The organism is Chryseobacterium metallicongregator (assembly GCF_031324065.1).
GTDB classification, from domain to species: domain Bacteria; phylum Bacteroidota; class Bacteroidia; order Flavobacteriales; family Weeksellaceae; genus Chryseobacterium; species Chryseobacterium metallicongregator.
The window spans coordinates 1-772 of the sequence record NZ_JAVIXS010000031.1 but is presented as its reverse complement, the minus strand read 5'-3'; the positions used below and the strand labels follow the sequence as shown (position 1 = coordinate 772).

Annotated in this window: 1 rRNA gene; it reads left to right on the top strand. The window is 46.2% G+C overall.

Annotated elements, in window-relative coordinates:
* Positions 1 to 101: 101 nt before the first annotated feature.
* Positions 102 to 772: ribosomal RNA gene (locus REB14_RS24105) — 23S ribosomal RNA — on the top strand; the annotation flags it as partial.

Sequence of the window (772 nt, the reverse complement as noted above, 5' to 3'; positions counted from 1 at the left end):
GTTCATCAGTTTGAAAGAAAGAAATTAAGATCATTGACATTAACGGTAAAGACATCACAAAGAGAAAACCGAGCGCATAAAGCGCTTGAGTAACCAATAGGAAAGAAATCGTTAAGGGCGTATGGCGGATGCCTAGGCTTTCAGAGGCGACGAAGGACGTGGTAAGCTGCGAAAAGCTGCGGGGATTGGCACACACGAATTGATCCGCAGATATCCGAATGGGGCAACCCGGCATGTTGAAGACATGTCACCTCGTAAGAGGAGCAAACCCGGAGAACTGAAACATCTAAGTACCCGGAGGAAAAGAAATCGAAGAGATTCCGTAAGTAGTGGCGAGCGAAAGCGGATTAGCCCAAAAGTCTTTTTATGTTTAATAGAATGTTCTGGAAAGAACAGCCGTAGAGGGTGATAGCCCCGTATATGAAAGGCATATTAAGATGATAAATGAGTAGGGCGGGACACGTGAAATCCTGTCTGAATATGGGGGGACCATCCTCCAAGGCTAAATACTCCTGAAAGACCGATAGTGAACAAGTACTGTGAAGGAAAGGTGAAAAGCACTTCGAATAGAAGGGTGAAATAGAACCTGAAACCGTACGCCTACAAGCGGTCGGAGCAGCATACAGCTGTGACGGCGTGCCTTTTGCATAATGAGCCTACGAGTTAATTTTACTAGCGAGGTTAAGGTATTAAGTACCGGAGCCGGAGCGAAAGCGAGTCTGAATAGGGCGCATAGTTAGTAGGATTAGACGCGAAACCTTGTGATCTACCC